General features: G+C 69.1%; 14 protein-coding genes. 10 read left to right on the top strand and 4 right to left on the bottom strand.

Annotated elements, in window-relative coordinates; all coding sequences use genetic code 11:
* The first annotated feature begins 172 nt into the window (after positions 1–172).
* From Q8A52_RS28820 to Q8A52_RS28800, 5 genes are read left to right on the top strand one after another with little or no spacing between them, the layout of a single operon-like run.
* Positions 173–1,435 carry a phenylacetate--CoA ligase family protein gene (locus Q8A52_RS28820; protein ID WP_316756667.1) on the top strand — a complete coding sequence of 421 codons (1,263 nt, stop codon included), beginning with the start codon at positions 173–175 and terminating at the stop codon, positions 1,433–1,435.
* The gene (locus Q8A52_RS28815) at positions 1,432–2,826 is read left to right on the top strand and encodes an MFS transporter (RefSeq protein WP_316756666.1); all 1,395 of its coding nucleotides are present in this window, start codon (positions 1,432–1,434) and stop codon (positions 2,824–2,826) included. Before Q8A52_RS28820 ends, Q8A52_RS28815 begins: the two co-directional genes overlap by 4 nt.
* On the top strand, positions 2,823–3,959 hold the full coding sequence (locus tag Q8A52_RS28810; RefSeq protein ID WP_316756664.1) for a GNAT family N-acetyltransferase: 1,137 nt from the start codon (positions 2,823–2,825) through the stop codon (positions 3,957–3,959). Before Q8A52_RS28815 ends, Q8A52_RS28810 begins: the two co-directional genes overlap by 4 nt.
* Positions 3,956–5,122, top strand: coding sequence for a LuxE/PaaK family acyltransferase (locus Q8A52_RS28805; protein WP_316756662.1), 1,167 nt, complete (start codon positions 3,956–3,958; stop codon positions 5,120–5,122). The genes Q8A52_RS28810 and Q8A52_RS28805 overlap by 4 nt, the downstream gene beginning before the upstream one ends.
* On the top strand, positions 5,119–7,632 hold the full coding sequence (locus tag Q8A52_RS28800) for an acyl-CoA reductase (RefSeq protein ID WP_316756660.1): 2,514 nt from the start codon (positions 5,119–5,121) through the stop codon (positions 7,630–7,632). The genes Q8A52_RS28805 and Q8A52_RS28800 overlap by 4 nt, the downstream gene beginning before the upstream one ends.
* A 211-nt stretch (positions 7,633–7,843) precedes the next feature.
* Here Q8A52_RS28800 and Q8A52_RS28795 read toward each other — a convergent pair whose 3' ends face one another.
* Together Q8A52_RS28795 and Q8A52_RS28790 are read right to left on the bottom strand one after the other, a co-directional pair.
* Positions 7,844–8,197, bottom strand: coding sequence for a hypothetical protein (locus Q8A52_RS28795; RefSeq protein ID WP_316756659.1), 354 nt, complete (start codon positions 8,195–8,197; stop codon positions 7,844–7,846).
* Entirely contained in the window at positions 8,197–8,448 is a 252-nt protein-coding gene (locus tag Q8A52_RS28790) for an SMI1/KNR4 family protein (protein ID WP_316756657.1), read from the bottom strand. The genes Q8A52_RS28795 and Q8A52_RS28790 overlap by 1 nt, the downstream gene beginning before the upstream one ends.
* A 344-nt stretch (positions 8,449–8,792) precedes the next feature.
* Between Q8A52_RS28790 and mmsA the strand changes: the two genes are divergently transcribed.
* The 5 genes from mmsA (at position 8,793) to Q8A52_RS28765 (ending at position 15,068) form a co-directional block, all read left to right on the top strand.
* Complete coding sequence (gene mmsA / locus Q8A52_RS28785) at positions 8,793–10,340, top strand: multiple monosaccharide ABC transporter ATP-binding protein (RefSeq protein WP_316756656.1); 1,548 nt, start codon at positions 8,793–8,795, stop codon at positions 10,338–10,340.
* Positions 10,337–11,635: a multiple monosaccharide ABC transporter permease gene (gene mmsB / locus Q8A52_RS28780; RefSeq protein ID WP_316756655.1), complete on the top strand. Its 1,299-nt coding sequence runs from the start codon at positions 10,337–10,339 to the stop codon at positions 11,633–11,635. Before mmsA ends, mmsB begins: the two co-directional genes overlap by 4 nt.
* A gap of 77 nt (positions 11,636–11,712) precedes the next feature.
* Positions 11,713–12,822: a sugar-binding protein gene (locus tag Q8A52_RS28775; protein ID WP_316756654.1), complete on the top strand. Its 1,110-nt coding sequence runs from the start codon at positions 11,713–11,715 to the stop codon at positions 12,820–12,822.
* 316 nt (positions 12,823–13,138) lie between these two features.
* Complete coding sequence (locus Q8A52_RS28770; RefSeq protein ID WP_316756652.1) at positions 13,139–14,563, top strand: cellulase family glycosylhydrolase; 1,425 nt, start codon at positions 13,139–13,141, stop codon at positions 14,561–14,563.
* Between the two features lie 85 nt (positions 14,564–14,648).
* Positions 14,649–15,068 (top strand): S1 domain-containing protein, encoded by a 420-nt coding sequence (locus Q8A52_RS28765; protein WP_316756650.1) that lies wholly within the window; start codon positions 14,649–14,651, stop codon positions 15,066–15,068.
* A gap of 81 nt (positions 15,069–15,149) precedes the next feature.
* Here Q8A52_RS28765 and Q8A52_RS28760 read toward each other — a convergent pair whose 3' ends face one another.
* Positions 15,150–15,671, bottom strand: a complete 522-nt coding sequence (locus Q8A52_RS28760; protein WP_316756648.1) for a transglycosylase SLT domain-containing protein — start codon at positions 15,669–15,671, stop codon at positions 15,150–15,152.
* A 513-nt stretch (positions 15,672–16,184) separates the two neighbouring features.
* Positions 16,185–18,032, bottom strand: a complete 1,848-nt coding sequence (locus tag Q8A52_RS28755) for a hypothetical protein (protein ID WP_316756646.1) — start codon at positions 18,030–18,032, stop codon at positions 16,185–16,187.
* Positions 18,033–18,281: the final 249 nt, after the last annotated feature.

Genomic DNA, 18,281 nt, shown 5'->3' with positions numbered 1-18,281 from the left:
CCGAAGCTCCGCCCCTGAATGACGAGTTGGCGCAGCGCTGTCCGAATGGTGAGATAGGCTGGCGTCGCATCGGCTGATGAAATGCCCGCTCCGCACTGTCGGAGTGGACCCGTCCGCCGCACCCCCGTCGCGCCTTTTCGCAGCCGGGGATTCACTCTTCGAGCAGGAATTGATGCCCGTTCAACCATTGGCGGAGCTCATACGCTTCGCACGCCACAACTCGCCGTTCTACCAGCGCCTTTACTCGCATCTCCCCGACAATGTGGCGCACCTCACGGATCTCCCGATAGTGCCCCAGGCGGATTTCTGGCGGGCCAACTCGCCCCGTGACAACAGGCTGCTGACGGCTCCTCTGCACGAGGCGGTCGTATTCCGCAGCGGCGGCACCACGGGGTCCCCCAAGTTCTCCTTCTACACCCGCACGGAATGGCGCGAATTCACCACCGCATTCGGGGCCGGACTCGTCAATGCCGGCCTTCGGCAGGGCCACCGGGTAGCCGATCTGTTCTACGCGGGTGACCTCTACGCGAGTTTCAGCTTCGTCCTCGACTCACTGCACCGCTCCCCCGTGGCCAATGTGCGCCTGCCCCTGGGCGGCGCAGCACCCTGGGAATCCGTCGTGACCACCCTGGAGGAGTTCCGCGTTCAGGTGGTCGCCGCCACCCCGACCACGCTGTGCTCGCTCGCCGAACGCCTCACCGCCGCCGACCTGACCCTGCCCGACGTGGAACTGCTCTTCTTCGGCGGAGAATGTCTCTTCGGCGATCAGCTTCCGCTCTTGAGGGCCGCGTTCCCGAACGCCGTGCCCCGCTCGCTCGGCTACGCCAGCGTGGACGCGGGCCTGCTCGGCGAAGCCGTGCCCGGCGGCGACCCCCGGGTCCACCGCACGTTCGCCCCGTACACCATCGTCGAGATCGTCGACGACGACACCGAGCTGCCCATCGAAAGGGCGGGGGTGCCGGGTCGGCTCGTCGTCACCGATCTGCGGCGGAGGTTGATGCCCGTTCTGCGTTATCCGGCCGGCGACCGGGCGGAGTGGGTGGACCCGGACGCGGGAGTCTTCCGCATCCTCGGCCGTGCGGAGGAAGGAGTTCGGGTCGGTCCCGTCTCCCTCTACACCGAGGATGTCCACGACGTCGTGCGCGCCGCCGACACGGAAGGCGAGGTGACCGGTCTGCAGCTGGTGGTACGGCGCCGAGACGGCCGGGACGGTCTGGTACTGCGGCTGGCGACCGGCGAACACAAGCACGGGCGGGGCTCGTTGGGCGCTGCCGTTGTCGCGTCCGTGCTCGCGCAACGCCCGGCCTACGGGGATGCGACCGCGGCGGGGCACGTCAATGCGCTCACCGTCGAATGGGTGCGGCACCGTGACCTCGCCGTCAACTCCCGTTCCGGCAAGCTGGTGCGGGTCGTCGACGAGCGGCCGTGCTCATGAACGCGACCGAGCCACGCGGCCGCCGTCTGCCGCTCGTGCTGCGCAACTCGTCCTTCGGCAGAGTCTGGACTGCTCAGCTCCTCACCCAGGCCGCCGGCCGGATGTTCCAGGTCGGCGCGGTCTGGTGGCTCGTCGGCTTCGCCGCCGGAGGTGATCAACGAGGGCTGGAATCTGGGCTGTTCCTCCTGGTGAGCACACTTCCCGCCGTCGTGCTCGCTCCCGTCGTCGCCCGCGTCGTCGCCCGCCACCCGCACCGCACGGTGCTGGCCGGCGCGGCGGCCGTGGCGGGCTCCGTGGCCACGGCGGCCGCACTCACGGCTTACGCCGGGGATCTGCCCATGGCCGCGGTGTACGCGGTGGGTCTGGCGCTGGCTTCCTGTCAGGCGCTGTTCGACCCCTGTCTGACCACATCGGTGCCCGAACTGGTCGACGACGCCGACATCGAGGCGGCCACCGGATTCGAACTGTCCACCCAGTCGATGGCCGGGCTCGGTGGTGGTCTGCTGGGACCGCTCGCGGTCGACGCGGGCGGGCTCGCGGGAGTCGTGACCACCTGCGGCCTTGCCTATCTGCTCGCCGCGGTGCTGGTGGCCTCGGCCCGCTTCGCGAATGCCGGGACGGCCGGGGACGGCCGTGGGAGCACACCCGGCGGTGAGGCGGCGACCGGCACGCGGAGCGCCGGGCTCGTTGAAGCCGACAGCGGACGGGAGAACGCGCAGGCTCCTGGCACGGCGCACGGCACGGCACCCGCGCGCCGGACGCTGAGCCAGGTCCTGGCCGGACTCCCCTTCGTTCGCCGGGTGCTGGTCTGCTTCGCCGCCGCCAACCTGTTCACCACCGCCGTCTACGTCGTCATGCCCCTCTACACGCGCGGGGTACTGCACTCCACCGGCTCGACCGTCGCCGCACTGGAGGCAGCGCTCGGCGCGGGCACGCTCGTCGGGTCCTTCACCGGGGCCCGTGTCCCCGGACGGCCGACGACCGTCGGCAGCGCCTGCCTGGCCTTGATGGCCATGGCGCTCGGCCTGCCCGGCCTGGTCACCACGCACATGGTGGCCCTGGGCTCGATGACCGTCGCCGGCTGGTGCGTCGGCGTGATCGGCGTCCGGTTCGTCGGGCTGTTCCAGCGGCTCGTCCCCGCCGCCGACAAGCCGGGCTTCTTCGCCGTCATGCAGGCGCTGCTCGGCGCAACGTTCCCCGTTTCCTCTCTCGTCTTCGGCGCGCTCGGCGACCATCTGACGGCTCGTACGCTCTGCCTGGCGCAGGGCGCCGGTCTGGTCCCCGTCGCGGCAGCCCTGTGGTGGCTCGGCAGGCGGACGCAACCCGACGGACGGCGAACAGCCCCCGGCATCGCGGCAGCGCACCCAGCCCCGACGGGAGAGGCGCCATGAGCGCGACCATCGCCCCAGCCGGGGTCCAGGACATCGCAGAACTACGGCAGTTGTACTTCGACGTGTACGGGCACGGCTACCCGGTGCCGCTCGGCAGCGACCCGGCCGTGATGCGCCGACTGCTCACCGACGGCACCGCGCACTGGCTCACCGCCCGCACGCACCGCGGGGACATCGTCGGGTCGGCCGTCGTGCAGACCGACCCGGGCAGCCGTATCGGAAAGCTGGTCGGACTCGCCGTGCACCCCGGCCACCGGGGCGGCGGACTGGCATCCCGGCTCACCGGCGCGGTCTGCGACGCGGCGTTCGCCGCCGGCCTGCTCGACTCGGTGTTCGCCACCGTGCGTGTCGTCACCGAGGGCCCGCAACACGTCGTCGTGCGCAACGGATTCCGGCCGCTGGGCCTGCTGCCCAACGCGGTCGAGGTCGATGGCTGCGAGAGTCTCGCGCTCTTCGCCCGGTACGCCGACGGCGTGTTGCAGCGACGCGCCGTCGTGGAGCACGTACCCGAACGTCTGGCGGGGCTGCTGGCAGCCGCGTCCACCGGCATCGGCATCGACTGCACCGGCACGGGCCGCGTTCCCCTGCGGGGCGCATCGTGTACGGCGGCCGGTGCCGGGCCGATCGAAGTGATCACCGCCCCGGCGTTCGTACGCCGCCGCTTCCTGGAACACTTCCCCCACCCCGACGACCGCTTCTTCCCTCTCCACACCCCCAATACGGTCCTGATCGCTGCAGACGGCGGATTCGAGGCGTACGCCGATCTCGACCCCGTGGCGGGCAGCTGCGCCCTGGTCGCCGTCCATCCGCGGGCGTCCGCGCTGACCGGCGCGCTGGAAGCGCTGATGACCGCGGTCACCCAGGCGGGTGCGGACTACGCCGAAACCCTGCTGCCCCTGGCCGACACCGAGGCCCTGGAGATCTTCCTCGCCTCCGGATTCGTGCCGAGCGCGGTCTACCCGGCGATGCGCCGCGTCCAGGACCGCCTCCACGACTATGTGGTGCTTTCCCGCACCAGCCGTCAGATCGACTTCCGGACGGCGGCGGTCAGCCCGCCCCTCCAGCCCTACCTCAGCGCCTATCTCAGCGCCTGGGCCTCCACCTATCTGCCCCTTCACGAGGTGTCCCGATGAACCCCCATCTCGCTCCAGTCGAGGTCCCCGACCCGGCGGCGCTCGGCCAGGTGCAGCGGCTGTGCGACCTGACCGAGCCGTACTCCGCCGGCCACCACGCCGACGCACTGTTCGCCGCCGCCATGGCCGAGTCCAACGCCTGGCACGCCGAGCGTTCCCCGTTCTTCGCCGCCCTCCTCCAGGAGCCGCCGGAGAGGCCCGCGCCCACCGTCGGACTCGGGGTGCGCACGCCGTTGGTGCCCGCCGCCTTCTTCAAGCGCCACGAGGTGCTGTCCGTCCCCCGTGACGAGGTGTTCCTGCATCTGACCTCTTCGGGAACGACGGGCCAGAAGTCCCAGATGTTCTTCGACCGGTGGACGATCCGTTCGGCACAGCGCATGGTGGCCCGGATCTTCGATCACTACGGCTGGATCACGCCCGATCAACCGGTCAACTACCTGCTCTACAGCTACGAACCCGCACCCTCGCTGAAGCTGGGCACGTCGTTCACCGACAACTACCTGTGCGACTTCGCCCCCGCACGGCACACCACGCACGCGCTGCGGCACACCGGATCGGGCCACGAGTTCGACGTGCACGGCTGCATCGCGGCGCTCCAGCGCTACGCCGAGGACGACGTCGCGGTACGCATCCTCGGCTTCCCGGCCTTCCTCTACTTCACCTTGGAGCGGATGAGGGCCATGGGGCTGCCGCCGCTGCGACTGCCCGAGGGATCGCTGGTGGTCCTCGGCGGCGGCTGGAAGGGCCACGCCGACCGCCAGATCGGCAAGGAGGACTTCTACGCCGAAGTCACCGAACGACTCGGCATCCCGGGCGCGCGCATCCGCGACACCTTCGGCTCCGTCGAGCACTGCGTGCCGTACGTCGAGTGCGCACACCACCGACTGCACGTACCCGTGTGGTCCCGCGCGGCGGTCCGTGACCCGGGCACGCTGCGCCCCCTGCCGTACGGGGAACGCGGCTTCCTGCACCTGGTCAGCCCGTACATCACCTCGGTTCCGGCGCACAGCGTCGTGATGGGCGACCTCGCCTCGCTGCATCCGGGCGAGGAATGCCCCTGCCCGCTGTCCACCGACTGGTTCACCGTGCACGGCCGCGCCGGGGTGAGCCGCAACCGCAGTTGCGCGGTCGCCGCCGCCGAACTGATGAAGGGAATGTCGTGACCACCACCTCCGCACTCCACCTCTGGCAGGGCGAGTTCGTCGACGACGCCGAGGCCGCCCGGCGGTTGGCCGGGCTGTCCGAGTCGTCCGGGCGCATCCTGGCGCGCCCGCTGCCCACGGAGGTCGTGCTCGGTGCCTGCGCCGCAGTCGGAGAAGATCTGGGCGACCCGGGCTCCGCCCTCTACGGCCGACTGGCCGGGCAACTGCCCGCCGACGAGGTCACGGCCACCCTCGCCGAGCTGGCGACCGCCCTCACCCGGCAGGCGCTGGAACGCAAACTGCGCCGGGAACTGGGCGGCCTGCGCCCGGAACGGCTGACCCGGCCGGACGCCCGCGAGACGGTCTACGAAGCCTGGGCCCCCGTCGGCCTATTGATACACATCGCCCCCGGCAACGCCGCCTCCGTGGCCCCGCTGAGCGTCGTCGAGGGCCTGCTGGCCGGAAACCTCAACATCCTCAAGACGAGCACCTCCGACACGGCGCTCGCCCTCGACCTGCTCGCCGCCCTCGGCGCCGCCGACCCGACCGGGCTGATCTCCGAGCGCGTCATCGCACTGCGCTTCCCGTCGTCACGCCGGGAGTGGCTCACGACCCTGTGCGACCAGGCCGACGCGATCGCGGTCTGGGGCGGCGAGGACGCCGTGAGCGCGGTGCGCGAACTTGCGCCCCCGGGCTGCCGAGTCGTCGAATGGGGGCACCGGATCTCCTTCGCCTATCTGACCCGGGACGCAGCACACGACGACGCTCTGCTCGACTCGCTGGCAGCGGACGTCTGCCGCTTCGAACAACAGGCCTGCTCCAGCCCGCAAGTGGTGTATCTCGACACCGAAGACACCGACGAGGCCTTCGCCTTCGCGGGCCATTTCGCCGAGCGGCTCGCGAAGGTCTCCGGTTCCCTGCCCGCACCGGCCCCCGGCCCGGCCGAGCAAGCGGAGATCACCACGGTGCAGCGGCTCGCCCAGCTCGAACAACACCTCGGCCTCACACGTGTGTTCGCCGCAGAGGACGGAACCTGGCGCGTGCTGGCGGACGCCCGCCCCACGCTCGACGCTTCTCCCCTGCACCGCAGTGTCTGGGTAAAACCCCTGGCCCGGCACCGGATCACCACCGTGCTGCGACCCATGCGCCGCTATTTGCAGACCGCCGCGATCGGCGGCGACCGGACGGACGTGGCCGCACTGTCGCGTGCGATGTTCGCCGCCGGCGTCACCCGGGTCACACCGGTCGGTTCCATGCTGGAGGGCTACGACGGCGAGCCCCACGACGGTGTCTACGCCCTGCAGCGCTACAGCCGCCGGGTGGGCCTGCGCGCGACGGGCACTGATTTCGGCACCGTGGCATGCCTGGACGACCTGGTGGAACCCCCGGTTCTGCCCGCGGCGCCCAACGGCCCGCTGCTCGGCAAGGAGGAAGTGCAGCGCGCGCTCGACTCGCTGGAGCCGCGTCACGCCCACCTGTACTTCCGCAGCGGCGGTTCCACGGGGGCGCCGGCGCTGTCCGTGTTCACCTGTGACGACTACGACAATCAGATGCGCGCCGCAGCCGACGGGCTGCTCGCAGCGGGCTTCGACCCGGCCCGCGACCGGGCGGCCAACCTGTTCTACTGCGGCGGGATGTACGGCAGCTTCATCAGCTTCTTCTCCATCCTGGAGCGGCTGAACGCCACCCAGCTCCCCATCGCGGCGGGGCCGGATCACGCCGCGGTAGCCGAGGCGCTGGTCGCCCACCGTGCCGACACCCTCTTCGGCATGCCGTCCTATCTGTGGCAGCTGTTCCACGCCGAGGCCGACCGGCTGCGCAGCTACGGCGGCATCCGGACCGTGTTCTACGGCGGTGAGCACTTCACCACCGAGCAACGCCGTGTGCTGACGCAGGAGTTCGGCGTCGAGGTGATCCGGTCCGCCGCTTACGGCAGCACCGACCTGGGCCCACTGGGCTACCAGTGCGCCTCCTGCGACGGCTCGGTCCACCATGTGCTGACCGACCTGCACACGCTGGAGATCCTCGATCCGGACACCGACCGGCCGGTTCCGCCGGGCGAGCCTGGGCGCCTGGTGTTCACCTCCCGCGCACGCGCGGGACAGCAACTGGACCGCTATGAGATCGGCGACCTGGGACGCGCCGTGGACGGTCCCTGCGGCTGTGGCAGCCACGTGCCCCGGCTCGAACTGCTCGGACGCCACGGCGACGTCGTACGCGTCGGAACGTACTTCGTCAATTACCGGCGCGTCCTGCGAGCGGCCCAGGAGCGCCTCGGCTACCCCGGCGAGCTACAACTCCTTGCCGAGTCCGGTCCCGACCGGGAACGGCTGACCGTCCGGCTCGACGAGCAGTACGCGGGCGACCCCGAGGCGGCGAGGGAAGCTCTGGTGGCCGAGGTACCCGAACTGGCCTCGGCGCTGGCGGAAGGCCTCCTGGCCTTCACCGTGCAGACGGTGCCCACGGAGACGTTCGAGCGCACAGCCACCAGCGGGAAACTGCGCACGGTCATCGACCTGCGGTCGGCGTAGCCGACGAGAGGGCAGGCGGCCACACAGCGCACGACGCGCGGTGGTGGCCGCTGACCGCATTCCTGCAGCGGACCAAGGCCGCCGACAGTCCTGTCCGGCCCTGGGAGGAGTGTCGCTGTCCCGCCTGTGGGGAGTGGGCGCGGCGCGGGGGACCTGGCGGTACTCCACGTCGCGGCCATCCGCATCTGGCGGCCGGTCCGAAAGGAAACCTCTAGCGGCGGAGGACAGGGACCGCTGGAAGAGGCGGCCCCCAGCCCCGCGGCAACAAGGCCCACGAACCGTGTGCCAGCCACTCTCCGAACCGGACGGCCCGGGCGCCACCGACGTGGTCCAAGGAGAGCGGAACGATCCGGCCACAGGCGGCCCGCCCATCCCCCCACACCGTGCCGGCCAGCGGGCCGGTCAGCACCAGCAGGGCGGGGGAGCCGCAGCCGTGCTCCCGCACGACGACGGCACCCGCCATCTTCAGGTCCTCGAACGTGTCGGCCTCGTCGGCCCAGGCACGCCAAGCTGCCCGGTTCGCGGCGTCGTCCTCGAACGCCTCGGTCTGTGGCTCGCGCGCCATCAGCTCGTCGTCGGCCTCGGTATAGCGGCCTCGGTACAGGAGTCGGGGAGCGGAAAGGGAACGGCCAGCAGCACACGCAGTTGCTCATCGTTCCCGGCCCACCTCCAGCCTCGGCCGGTCCGCTCGAGCCGGGAGAGCGCCCCGCCCGCACTCACTACGCGCAGGTAGGCCCGGTACTCCTCGGGAAAGGACCCACCCGGTTCCCGTTCGGCCTCGACGATCTCGGCCTCGGTGAGGGGCGGCTCTGTCATGAGGCAAGCCCATGCAGTGCCGTTCAGGGCATCGGTCCGCTCACGTGCCCCCGGTGCCACGGGCGACTCGGCTGATCCGGGGCGCACGGCCTGGCCGCCCAGGCAGCAGGACGCTGCCCTCACATCTCGACTCGGGCCAGGCTGCAGGCCATGTATTGACACCGGCTCCTCGGCCTGAAAGCCTCCATGCGGGAAATCTGACAACGTTGTCCCAGGGGTGGTGACAACGTTGTCAAGCGGCGCTGCTCTGCCCCGGAGCACCCCCGACGCTACCGGCGAGCCGAACGAAGGAGTTCATTGATGAGTCAAGGCCGTGGCAGGCTCCGCACCGCGGAGTCCTGCTCATGACCCAGGCACCGCCCTTGCTGGAGATGCGGGGGATCACCAAGACGTTCCCCGGCGTGAAGGCGCTCGCCGACGTCAACCTGGTCGTGCGGGAGGGCGAGATCCATGCGCTCTGCGGGGAGAACGGCGCCGGCAAGTCCACGTTGATGAAGGTGCTGAGCGGCGTGCACCCGTACGGGAGCTACTCCGGCGACATCCTCTACCGGGGCGCCGAGGTCCGCTTCCAGGACATCCGGGCCAGTGAGCAGGCCGGCATTGCGATCATCCACCAGGAGCTGGCGCTGGTGCCCGGCATGTCGATCACCGAGAACATCTTCCTCGGCAACGAGCCACGCAGACGCGGTGCGATCGACTGGAAGGCCGCCCAGCGCCGGGCGCTGGAGCTGATGGAACGTGTCGGGCTGCGGGAGGACCCCGACACGCTGATCAAGGACATCGGCGTCGGCAAGCAGCAACTCGTCGAAATCGCCAAGGCGTTCGCGAAGGACGTGCAACTGCTCATCCTCGACGAGCCGACCGCGGCTCTCAACGAGACCGACTCCCAGCATCTGCTCGATCTGCTGCGCGGCTTCCGGGAGCGGGGCATCACCTCGATCATCATCTCGCACAAGCTGAACGAGATCGAGGCGGTCGCCGACACCATCACGATCCTGCGCGACGGCCGCACCATCGAGAGCCTCGACATCAAGGCCGACGGCGTCGACGAGAACCGCATCGTGCGCGGCATGGTCGGCCGCGAGCTCAGCAGCCGGTTCCCCGACCACGTGCCCGGCGTTGGCGAGGTGTTCTTCGAGGTCCGCGACTGGACCGTGCGGCACCCGAGTTCGGAAGACCGGCTCGTGTGCAAGGGTTCGTCCTTCAATGTCCGGCGCGGCGAGATCGTCGGCTTCGCCGGCCTGATGGGTGCGGGCCGTACCGAACTCGCGATGAGCCTGTTCGGCCGTTCATACGGTACTTACCTGTCCGGCCGGGTCTTCAAGGACGGCAAGGAGATCCAGCTGAAGTCGGTGGCGGCCGCCATCCGGCACGGCCTCGCCTATGTCAGTGAGGACCGCAAGTCGATCGGTCTCAATCTGCTGGACGACATCAAGACCTCGATGGTGTCCGCCAAACTGTCGAAGATCGCCAGGCGCGGGGTCATCGATCCGGTACGCGAACACGGCATCGCCGAGGAGTACCGCGGGAGTCTGAGGATCAAGACCCCCAGCGTCGACGAGGGTGTCGTGAAGCTCTCCGGCGGCAATCAGCAGAAGGTCGTCCTGGCGAAGTGGATGTTCACCGATCCGGACCTTCTCATACTCGACGAGCCGACACGCGGCATCGACGTCGGGGCCAAGTTCGAGATCTACGGGATCATCCAGCGGCTCGTCGGCCAGGGAAAGGGCGTCATCGTCATCTCCTCGGAGCTGCCGGAGCTCATCGGTCTGTGCGACCGCATCTACACGGTGTTCGAAGGCACCATCACCGGCGAGGTGGACCGCCGTGATGCCGACCCGGAACTGCTGATGAAGCAGATGACCGCTACGAAGAAAAGCCCAACCTCATGAGCCGAATAAAAGAGCTGCAGAAGAACCTCTTCGGAGGCACGACCTCCAACGCCCGCCAGTTCGGGATGATCTTCACTCTCGTGGCGATCGTCCTGCTGTTCCAGATCTGGACCGGAGGCCTGACCCTGACCTCCGGCAACCTCATCGCGGTCGTCAGCCAGTACTCCTACATCCTGATCCTGGCCATCGGCATGCTGATGGTGATCGTCGCCGGGCACATCGACCTCTCGGTCGGCTCCGTCGCGGCATTCACCGGCATCGTCGTCGCCAAGGCGATGCAGGAGCACTCGCTCCCGTGGCCGGTGGGCATCCTGCTCGGCCTGCTCGTGGGCGCGCTCATCGGCGCGTGGCAGGGGTTCTGGGTCGCCTACGTGGGGGTGCCGGCGTTCATCGTGACCCTGGCCGGGATGATGCTGTTCCGCGGCGGCAACCAGTACATCGGCAATGCCGACACGGTGCCGGTTCCCGCAGGGTTCCGCAAGATCGGTGCCGGCTTCCTGCCCGAGGTGGGACCGGACACCGGATACAACAACCTGACGCTGCTGCTCGGTCTGGCCGCCTGCGCCGGCATGGTGTGGCGCGAGTGGAAGGCGCGTCAGACCCGACGTGAGATGAAAGCGGACGTCGCGCCGCTGTGGATCACCGTGGTCCGCCTGGTCGTGATGCTGGGTGTCATCGTCTTCGCCACGCTGCGCTTCGCCGGCGGCCGCATCGGCACCAGCCTGCCGATCTCCGGCATCATCCTGATCGTCCTGGTGCTCGCGTACTCGTACTACACCCGCAACACCATCGGCGGACGGCACATCTACGCCGTGGGCGGCAACGCCCGTGCGGCCGAGCTGTCGGGCGTGAAGCTCAAGCGGGTCAACTTCCTCGTCATGATGAACATGTCCGTCCTGGCCGCCCTGGCCGGCATGATCTTCGTGGCGCGGTCCGCGGCTTCCGGCCCGCAGGACGGTCTGAGCTGGGAACTCGACGCCATCGCGGCCGTCTTCATCGGCGGCGCGGCAGTCTCCGGCGGCCTCGGTACGATCAGCGGCTCGATCGTTGGTGGTCTGGTCATGGCCCTGCTCAACAACGGCCTGCAACTGGAGGGCGTCGGCTCCGACATGGTCCAGATCATCAAGGGCCTGGTCCTCCTCCTCGCCGTCGCGTTCGACGTCTACAGCAAGCGTCAGGGACGTTTCTCGATCATCGGATCGCTCATGCGTCCGTTCCGGAAGGAGGAACCGGCCACCGCGGTCGAACCCCCGGCTCCGAGCTCCGACCCCGACAAGGCTCCGGTCGCAGGCTGACCGTCAGACCGCAACCGAAGGCGCCGGACACCACGGCGCTCGACTTCCGCACCACTGCAAGAAGGGCTCATCTCACCATGCGCAGAATCATCACCAGAGGCATCGCCGCGGCCGGCGCCGTCGCACTGCTCGCCCTGGGCACGGCATGCTCCAACGAGCGTGAGGGCTCCGCCGGCACCGGCGGCAAGGACGCCAAGGGCTTCGCTCAGGACTCCCTCATCGGTGTCGCGCTTCCGGCCAAGACGTCGGAGAACTGGGTACTCGCCGGTGACCTGTTCACCGATGGCCTCAAGAAGGCAGGCTTCAAGGCCGACGTGCAGTACGCGGGCGCCTCGACCACCGTCGCCGATCAGCAGTCGCAGATCTCCTCCATGGTCACCAAGGGCGCGAAGGTGATCGTCATCGGGGCGACCGACGCCTCGCAGCTCGCCACTCAGGTGGCACAGGCCAAGCAGGCCGGAGCGACCGTCGTCGCCTACGACCGGCTCATCACCAACACGCCCGACGTCGACTACTACGTCGCGTTCGACAACTTCAAGGTCGGTGAGCTGCAGGGACAGGCCCTCGTCGACGGCATGAAGGCGAAGAAGCCGAAGGGGCCGTGGACGATCGAGATGTTCTCCGGGTCGCCGGACGACAACAACTCCAAGGTCTTCTTCGACGGCGCGATGAGCGTGCTCAAGCCCTATATCGACAAGGGTGACATCGTTGTCGGCTCGGGACAGAAGGACATCAAGCAGACCGCGATCCAGGGCTGGAAGGCCGAGAACGCGCAGCAGCGCATGGACTCGCTGCTGACCTCGACCTACAACGGCGGCAAGAAGCTCGACGGCGTTCTGTCGCCGAACGACACCCTCGCCCGCGCGATCATCACCTCGGTGAAGGGCGCCGGCAAGCCGGTCCCGGTCGTCACCGGTCAGGACTCCGAGGTCGAGTCGGTCAAGTCGATCATGGCCGGTGAGCAGTACTCGACCATCAACAAGGACACCCGCAAGCTCGTCGCCGAGACCGTCGGCATGGTCAAGTCCCTGCAGAAGGGCGACAAGCCGAAGATCAACGACACCAAGTCGTACAACAACGGCACCAAGGTCGTCCCGGCCTACCTCCTCCCGCCGGTCATCGTGACCAAGGAGAACGCGGCCGAGGCCTACGCCAACGACCCCAAGTTGGCCGCCCTCACCAAGTAGCCACCGGGCCGACACCCGCACGCGCCCCGGAGCACGAATCCGGGGCGCGGTGTCATGTGCCCCTCCCCCTTGCACCGGCCGTCCTCGGCGATGCCGCAGCCCTGGGCCGATGTCTTCGCGACCCGCGTAGGCCGCAGCGGCGCCGCAGAGCCGAACCGCGACCGTCTACGCCCACGCCGGAAACCGACCGACGCCGCCCGTGCCGCACATCGTCCGGTTTCTGCCTTTGCCGACCACCGGCCAACCCGGTTCGCTCGCTCCGGAGTTGAGTACGTCCGTACTCGGCGCGACATCGCGCCATGAGCCGGAGGTGTTGATGCGCAGGTACGCGGTCGCCGCCGGGGCTGCCCTTGCACTGCTTGCGGCCGTGCTGCTCCCCAGCCCCGCGCACGCCAGTTCCCTCGAGCCGACGCCCGGGACCCGGCTGACCGATGACCGGGGCAGAGTGCTCACCCTGCGGGGCTGGAACGTCGGGGACAAGGCACACCGCGGCGCCGACGCCCTGTCCGCGATCACCGAGCGGCATTTCCGTGACATGTCGGCACAGGGCTTCGACTTCGCCCGGCTGCTGGTGTTCTGGGACGACCTCGAGCCGGAACCCGGCCGCTACAACCGACGGTACCTGCGCAAGATCGAGCAGGTTCTGGACTGGGCCCACCGGTACCGGATCCATGTGGTGATCGATGCTCACCAAGACGTGTTCGGCCCTCGTTTCGGACATCGCGGAATCCCCGAGTGGGCGACGCGCACGGACGGGCTGCCGTTCACACCTCACCCGGACGACTGGTTCTCCGAATACTTCGAGCCAGCAGTGCAGGCCGCGTTCCAGCACCTCTACCAGGACGCCGATCTGAGGAGGGCGCAGGCCCGTATGTGGCGGTTGCTCGCCGAACGGTTCGGCGGGCACCCTGCCGTTCTCGGCTACGACCTGATCAACGAGCCGATGGGCCGCATGAACGCGGGCGAGGACCTGCCGACCGCCGCGAGGCGAATAGAGTCCCGACAGCTCACTCCGATGTACAACCGCATTGCCGACGCCGTCCGGCAGGTCGACACGAACGGCTGGTTGTTCGTGGAGCCGACGCCCATCGTCGGCGAGGGCATGCCGACAGGTCTGGGCCGGATCGACGACCCCAAGGTGGTGTACGCCCCTCACCTGTACAACGCGGCCATGGAGGCGGGTGGGGACTACGACCCGGACAGCGGCTGGCTGGAGGCGTACGAGGCCGCTGTGGTCGGCTATCCCCGCAGGCACGGCATCCCGGTCGTCATCGGTGAGTGGGGGCCGCTGAACGGCGACCTGCCCCACATGAGCCGCTTCTACGACGACGCCCTGGCATCCATGGACCGCTACAGCGGCGGCTGGGCGGGCTGGGAGTGGTGCTACGGCGGTGGGTACTGCGCTGTGGACGTGAACGGCCGGCTGCGCACCAACAAGGAGCGAACCGTGCGTCCGTACGCCCGGGCTGTTGCGGGCGAGGTCCACGTCGACAGCTACAGCCCGGTCACACGCACCTACCGGCTCAGCTACGAACCACGGCGCGGCAGCACGACCGAACTGTCCCTGCCCCCAGCTCCGGTGGGCTGGCGGGTCGAGGTCATCGGCCGGGCGACTGCCTGGCCCTCCGGGGTGTCGGCAGGGAAGGCCGCCACGGTCCGGGTCACGGCGCGCGTTGACGCCGAAGGCGGTGTGACGGTGGTTGTCACACCCACGCGATGTCGGTCGCACACTCGGCGTTGACTGCGCGGAGCAGAGGCGCTTCACAACCCCGCGACACCATGGACCCACTTGATGCGGCCCGCACCAGCCCATCTCCACCATTGACATGATCGGCTGCGCCGTGCGGACCGCGTCGTCGTCCGCCTCGGAGGCGGCCGGTCGGCGGCTTGCCCCGGTCGACAACTTCCTTCGTTGCGACCATGATTGGCCTGTGCCCGAGTTCAGTTGGCCGGACCGCTCCCTGGTGCCGGCCTCGGATGTCATAGACCGGAGTTGGCCGGCAACGGTCTCCGCACTGCCTCTTGGATCTCGCGTCAGCGGTCGCGTCATCGGCCGGCAGCCGTTCGGCGTCTTCCTCCTGCTCGACGGCGTGCCGAATGCAGTCGGCCTTGCCGAGATCACCGCCATGCCTCACGCCATGGAGCTGCCCGCCATGGGCGCTGCCGTCGCCGGTGAGGTGATCTGGCACGTGGATCACAACCGGCAGGTGAAGATCCGCCTGGACGAATGGAACGTGCCCGGCTGATCATCCGGTGACAGCGGCACTCTTGCGCCGCCGTCCGGACCTCGCACGGCGCCGACCGCGCCGCACTGTGCGTGGGCCAGGTCAGTACGCGGAGTTGACGTTGTCGATGGAACCGTAGCGCTGAGCGGCGTAGTTGGCGGCGGCGGTGATGTTCGCCACCGGGTCGGTGACGCTCTGGGCCGTGCCGGCGACGTGGTAGGCGTTGAAGGTGGGTTCGATCACCTGCAGGAGGCCCTTGGACGGAGTGCCGTTCTGCGCGTTGACGTCCCAGTTGTTCTGGGCGTTGGGGTTGCCGCCGGACTCACGCATGATGTTGCGGCGCAGGCCGTCGTAGCTGCCGGGGATGCCCTTCTCCTTCATGACGGCCAGCGACTGCTTGATCCAGCCGTCGAGGTTCCCCGCGGTGCCGGTGCTGCCCTTGGGGTCGTTCTTGCTGTCGCCGGAGGGAGCCGTGACGCTGTGCGCGGCCTGCGGCGCTTCGGCGGCCTGCGCGGAGGCCGGCATCAGCGTGAGAGCGGCGGCCGCGGCACCGGTGGTGGCGAGGCCGGTCAGGGCGAGAGTGCGCAGGCGGGCAAGGCGGCGGGGGGCGGTGATCGCGGTCATGAGAAGGGACTCTCCTGTAGGACGTCTTAGAGGCGCCGGCCGGTATCGGTCGCGGCCTGTAGGGCGTCGGGGCGAGGGCCCCGTGCTGCCGGGCAAGTGCTGGCCGGCCCGGCGGTGTCCGTCCGGTCCGTCCCGCGGCTTGCGGCAACGAGAGACATGGTTAGCGGCGGGCAGAAGGGGACGCAAGAATGTGACGTACTACCCGACTAAGGAGCAATGCCCCGATTGCCCATTTTGGCGCCTTTACGGCCTGCTCATGGCGGGGTGACTCTACGATCCCCGGTAGGATGTGATCTGGCTCCTATGGGTGGCATCACGCCCCTGACCCTCCTCCGGCCCTCTCCAGGCCTCTGACGGGGCCGGTCCGAGAGGGCCGAACTCCTCACAGTGCGCCATGCCACTGTCACTGACCGCAGCACCAGTGTGCGAGAACCCGGGTGTCGGCAACGAGTGAGCCGCGTCAGCCGTTGCCGACACCCTCAGACGATCAGCCCCGCGTCGTCGGTCGCTTGCTCACGACGCGGTGGTGAACACCTGGACGGAGTCGGCGCCCACCGTCAGCGCGTGTCCGCCGGTGAAGTTCGCCGTCAGCGTGCCGACCTTCGTGGGGAAGCCGTTGGCGTCGGTGGTCGGGGTGACACCGTCCGTGTAGACGTACTTGTTGAGGGTGATCGACCCGGTCGGCTCGCTCAGCCTCACCGTCTGCGCGACGGAGGTGCGGTTGACCAGGACGAACGTCCAGCCGCCGCTGGGCAGCCGTGCGGCCAGCACGCGCACGCCCGTCGGCTCGGCCGGTGCGTGGATGATGGAGCCGGTGGGCAGGTACCGGGTCAGCAGGCTCCAGGTGTAGAACCACGGACGCAGCGCCGTCGAGTGGGCCGACACCGTGCCGGGGTCGTCGGTGCCCCTCCCCCACATCCCACAGAAGGTGGTCGAGGCATAGCCGTCGAGGCACCAGGCTGCCGCACCGTCGACGCCGCTGCGGGCCTCCTGCACCGCCAGGTCCGCCATGCGCAGCGGCTGGGTCGTGTCGAGGGCGAAGCGATAGTCCTTACTACCGTCGGGGTACTGGGCGGCCTTCATGCCCGTCTCCCCGAGTAGTACTGGCCTGCCCGGTGCTGCCGTCCGGATCTGGGACACCGCCCGGCTCATCACGGGCTCGACGTACTCCGGGGCTGCGCCGTAGAGCTCCTGGCTGTAGAAGTGTGCCTCGCCGGCTCCCAGCAGGCCGCTCTGCGCGGAGCGCAGCCACCAGGAGCCGTTGTCGTTCCAGGTGCCGGTGTTCAGGCCGGTCTGTGTCTGCGTCAGATCGTCGAGCGGGTCGTCGATGGACGTGCTGTTGTTGGCGAGGTGCATCGATCCGACCGTGTGCTCAATGGTCGAGGAGGCCACCGACAGGCGGAGGTACTTGGCGCCGGTGATGCCGGAGGCGGTGTAGGTGTAACTCCACATGCCGCCTCCGTTCTTGCCCGTGACCATGGCGACCGGCGTCGGCGCCGTGACTGCCAGGTTCTTCCAGGTCGTGCCGTCCGACGAGGTCTGGAAGGTGACCGCGGTGTCGGTGGCGCCGGCCGCGTAGATCTGCGCGGTGAACGTGTTGAGCGAGGCCAGCTTCCAGACCAGGCCTGAATTGCATCCGGAGTTGCATCTGGGTGCGGTCTGGTGGCCCAGGTCGCCGCCGTACGAGCTGATGCCCGCCTCGGCGGTGTCGGCGCCGGAGATGGCCGTCCGGGCGGTGTCCACCCCGGCGGTGGCGAACGCCGACGCGAGGTTGGTCGTCGCGATGTTCCAGTCGGCGTACGAGTACGACTTCGGGCCGGTGGCGACGTTGGGCTCGTTGACACCGACCCAGTACGTGGGCGCGGCGCCGTCGGCCTGCAGGTGTTTGACCAGTGTCGCCTGGACGGTGGCCGTGTTCGTGGCGGTGTAGGTCAGGTCGCCGATGCCGAAGAGCCCGCTGACGACCGGTACGCCCTCATCGACGTAGTGCTTGATCACCTTCTCGGCGCTCTGATAGGCGGCGGTGGTGAAGTCGTAGCTGCCGCCCGCGTCGGTGCCGCTCCAGAACCAGGGCAGGTTGAACATGACCCGGACCAGGCCCGGTTTCATGTAGTCGGTGCGGGACACCATCTGGTTCCAGTCGGCGGTGTTCCAGGTCGTGCCGTTCGGGGGCTGGGGGTTCTGGTTGTAGCCCAGGCCGATCCAGTGGCTGCTGACCACGTCGTCGGCCGTGGCGGCGCCGCTCGGGGCCGGGGCCGCAAGTCCGATGCCCAGCGCTGCCGCGATGGATAACAGCGCCGCGCACAGCGCCCGGCCGGCGGGCAGGGCAGGCCGGAAACGAAGGAGTGATCGGGAACGCATGGATGCCTTTCAGCGTTGCATGTCGTGGCCAGTATGGAATTCCGGTCGTGGCCTGTCCGCTCACGGGCAGGAGAACACCGGTCACAGAGGCGACGGGCCCGCCTCGTACGGCCTCGACCTCAGCAACGTCCGCAACTGATGGCCGTCATTCAGGTCGTGACCTCCTCCACACTGGCCCGCCCGATCGGCGGGGGCATCCGTGAAAGCACGGATACCCGACACGGGTTGGTCCACCGGTGTGGTGCATCG

Source organism: Streptomyces herbicida, from assembly GCF_032656585.1.
In the GTDB taxonomy this organism is placed as follows: domain Bacteria; phylum Actinomycetota; class Actinomycetes; order Streptomycetales; family Streptomycetaceae; genus Streptomyces; species Streptomyces herbicida.
The sequence above is the reverse complement of the archived record's forward strand: the minus strand, read 5'-3'. Positions and strand labels throughout refer to the sequence as shown.